We start from the raw sequence: 3,026 nt of genomic DNA on the forward strand, positions 1-3,026 counted from the left end.
GTAAGATTAAATCTCAACTATTACATATGATAGTCCATTTTGGTCTAAATTTATGCCATTTATTGTTATTTACTTATCCTGCTCTTAAAACTTTGTGAAATACATTTTCAGTAGACAAACACGTAAAGTTTTTTTATTTATAAATAGTAAACATAATAACTAAGTTTTATGAACAACGACATCCCTACGGATTTATTACCTTCAGAATATGAGTTAGCAAGCTCTAGTAATACTGCGTTGACTCTACTTTTAATGGGAGCAACTTTATTATTCTTGATAGGTTATTGCTGCTACTGTTGTTTTGATAATGAGCGAAAAGATATGGGGCTTGAATTAATCGGTGACCACCACGAACATGATGAATAATATTTTTAAATTATTTCATGGTTCTTAATGTCATTCCTGCGTAGGCAATTATAGTGCTGGATTTTTACTTTATGTCATTCCTGCCTACGCGGGAAAGCATTGTTACGTAGACCGGTAAAACCTACTGTGTCACCCCGTGGCTTGCTAACTAGGTCCATAAAAACAATAAAAAATACTAATAATTTTAGTATTTTTAACTGGATCCCGTGGTCGAGCCACGGGATGAGACAGAGGTGAAACTGATCCACGTAACAATACCTCCTCGCAATGACGATTTGGTACACACAGGCAATACCTAGCCTACAACTTACTCGGATCAAAGCTAAAATTAATCTCTTTCCAGTGATTAAAGCGTGCTAGGTCAAGATTTTCGATAGGGCTTGCCTGCCATACCGCTCTAATTGCATTATCCGCCAAAGCTTCACAAACACTAGTCGGAATATTAGGGCAGATTCTTTCTTTTACCTTTGCCTGCTCAACATTACCTGCTTTATCGAGCGTAATGCTAATAATGACTTTTACCTTATTATTGCCTCTAACCCCTGCAGGCACATTGCTCCAATGTCTTTCAATTTGTCTTTTTATCAAAGATGTTTCACTATCGGAAAGAGGCAGCCCGTCCGTATAAACCCCTTTAGCTTCTTTTGCATTATCAACTTTTTTTGATCTTTGATGCTTAGTGGATTTTACATTATCCCCTTCCGAAGATTGCTCTAAATTCTTCAGTAAAGAATCAAGCTTATCAGTTTTAGGCTCTTTTTTCTTTACCTCTTTTGGTTTCTCTTCAGGTTTTTTAACTACAACTTCCTCTTTTTTCTCTTCGGGCTTCTTCTTTTCTTCTGTTTGTTTTTTTTCCTCTTCTTTAGTCTTTTCTTCCTTTGCTTCTTCTTTCTTCTCAGGTAACGCTTCTTTTGCTTCTTCAGGCTTTGGTTCTTCTATAGGTTTTTTCTCTTCTATTTTTGGCTTTTCTTCTATTGTTTTAGCCTCAAGCTCTTTTGTTTTTTCTTCTTTAGGCGAGTCTTGCGGTTTTTCTTCTTTTGGCTTACTTTGCTCCGACTTTTTAGCATCTTCGTTTTCTATAGGGGCTTCTTTTTGCTTTGTTTGGGTTATGATATTTGGTTTATCGCTAACAGGTAGCATTTCAAAAGTTATAGTTTGCCCTTCCGGTAATTTTTCAAAAAGTGACGGCATACCGAATAGAAAAAAATATAAAAGAAGTAAGTGCAGAACAACAGAGAAGCTAAGGAAAACCGTAAAATTATCCCTATTTTGGTTACTTTTCATTATTTTTAATATTTGAAATAAGAGCTACACAAGAAAAGCCGGCAGCATGAATTTCGGCAACTATCTCTACCACCCGCCCATAAGAGACATTCCTATCACCTCTTACAAAAATTCTAGCATCCTTTTTTTCTTTAGTGATATTTGCAAGCTTGTCGGTTAAATGTGTGCTCTCTATAAGAGATTCAAGCAGGAAAATTTCACCTTTATTATTGATAGTAACGACTAGCGGTTCATCCTGCCCTGAAATCGGACTTGAATTTGTCTCAGGTAAATCCACATTTACTCCTGAAACAAGCATTGGAGAAGTAATCATGAAAATAATTAATAGAACAAGCATCACATCAACGAGCGGAGTAACATTAATTTCACTAACTACCGCTCTTTTACTTTTTCTATTACTTCCGGCAAGCTTTATAGCCATTACATTTTCTCCTGATCAATTGCCTTAGAAAGTATAGAATTTAACTCGCTACTAAAATCTTCAATCTTATTATTTATAAGAGTAATACGGGAAATAAGATAGTTATAAAAAATTACTGCCGGAATAGCTGCAAACAAGCCTATCGCAGTTGCAAGTAGTGCTTCGGCAATCCCTGGGGCTACTACTGCAAGAGAAGTATTTTTTGAAGTAGCAATCGACTGGAAACTGTGCATAATCCCCCAAACCGTACCGAATAACCCTACGAAAGGAGCACTTGACCCAACGGTTGCCAGGAAGCTTAAATTCTTCTCAAGTTTTTCGACTTCCCTATTTTGAGCTAAGTACATTGCACCCGTTATACGCTCTTTATGGTTGTTTTTTGACGCATCAGAAAGCCCTTTAGTATTTAAACTCTTACACTCATCCATAGCCGAGACAAATATCAAAGCTAGCGGATTATTAACCGACCTCTTTATGCTTTCATATAATTGCTCTAATACTCCACCGGACCAAAACACATTTTCAAAATTTTTCATTCTTCGCTGCACTTGTGCTAGCTTAAATATTTTATCCAAAATAATAGTCCACGACCAAATGGAAGCGATAAGCAACATCAGCATAACCGATTTACCGATTATGTCGGAGGAGCTTATTAAAGAAAAAATCGATAAATGATCTTGCGTAACAATTTCTAAGCTATCGCTAATATTATTAATATCCGTACTCATAACTTCCTTGATAAATGATAGACGAAGTTTAATTTGGAAAAAAGCAAGGCATTTTGGAGCTTTTAACCGCAGCGTACATTATTTAGTACGTGAGGATTAAAAGCAAAAAATAACGTAGCCAATTTTTCAAATTAAACGAGTATATAAAATAATATATTCATATTTTACTTTTGTCATTAAATTATGTGAAAAAATTTTGTCATTGCGAGAAAAAATTGAAAATTTTG

General features: G+C 35.4%; 4 protein-coding genes and 1 pseudogene. 2 read left to right on the plus strand and 3 right to left on the minus strand.

Going from position 1 to position 3,026, the window contains the following annotated elements:
- Nucleotides 1-168 precede the first annotated feature (168 nt).
- A complete protein-coding gene (locus KYQ89_RS05715; protein WP_218460784.1) occupies nt 169-366 on the plus strand; it encodes a hypothetical protein in 198 nt (65 codons plus the stop codon).
- Between the two features lie 93 nt (nt 367-459).
- Nucleotides 460-626 (plus strand): annotated as a pseudogene (locus KYQ89_RS08495) (tRNA(Ile)-lysidine synthetase); the annotation flags it as partial.
- Between the two features lie 40 nt (nt 627-666).
- Here the strand turns inward: KYQ89_RS08495 and KYQ89_RS05720 are convergent.
- From KYQ89_RS05720 to tolQ, 3 genes are read right to left on the minus strand one after another with little or no spacing between them, the layout of a single operon-like run.
- A complete protein-coding gene (locus KYQ89_RS05720) occupies nt 667-1,650 on the minus strand; it encodes an energy transducer TonB (protein ID WP_218460785.1) in 984 nt (327 codons plus the stop codon).
- The gene (tolR, locus tag KYQ89_RS05725; protein WP_218460786.1) at nt 1,640-2,071 is read right to left on the minus strand and encodes a protein TolR; all 432 of its coding nucleotides are present in this window, start codon (nt 2,069-2,071) and stop codon (nt 1,640-1,642) included. The genes KYQ89_RS05720 and tolR overlap by 11 nt, the downstream gene beginning before the upstream one ends.
- Entirely contained in the window at nt 2,071-2,799 is a 729-nt protein-coding gene (tolQ, locus tag KYQ89_RS05730) for a protein TolQ (RefSeq protein ID WP_218460787.1), read from the minus strand. The genes tolR and tolQ overlap by 1 nt, the downstream gene beginning before the upstream one ends.
- Nucleotides 2,800-3,026 lie beyond the last annotated feature (227 nt).

This window comes from Rickettsia sp. TH2014 (assembly GCF_019249195.1).
GTDB classification, from domain to species: domain Bacteria; phylum Pseudomonadota; class Alphaproteobacteria; order Rickettsiales; family Rickettsiaceae; genus Rickettsia; species Rickettsia felis.

What these genes read in the sequence shown, in the direction of transcription:
- KYQ89_RS05715 (WP_218460784.1), top strand. Translation starts at nt 169, where the DNA reads ATGAACAACGACATCCCTACGGATTTATTACCTTCAGAATATGAGTTA.
- KYQ89_RS05720 (WP_218460785.1), bottom strand. Translation starts at nt 1,650, where the DNA reads ATGAAAAGTAACCAAAATAGGGATAATTTTACGGTTTTCCTTAGCTTC.
- tolR (WP_218460786.1), bottom strand. Translation starts at nt 2,071, where the DNA reads ATGGCTATAAAGCTTGCCGGAAGTAATAGAAAAAGTAAAAGAGCGGTA.
- tolQ (WP_218460787.1), bottom strand. Translation starts at nt 2,799, where the DNA reads ATGAGTACGGATATTAATAATATTAGCGATAGCTTAGAAATTGTTACG.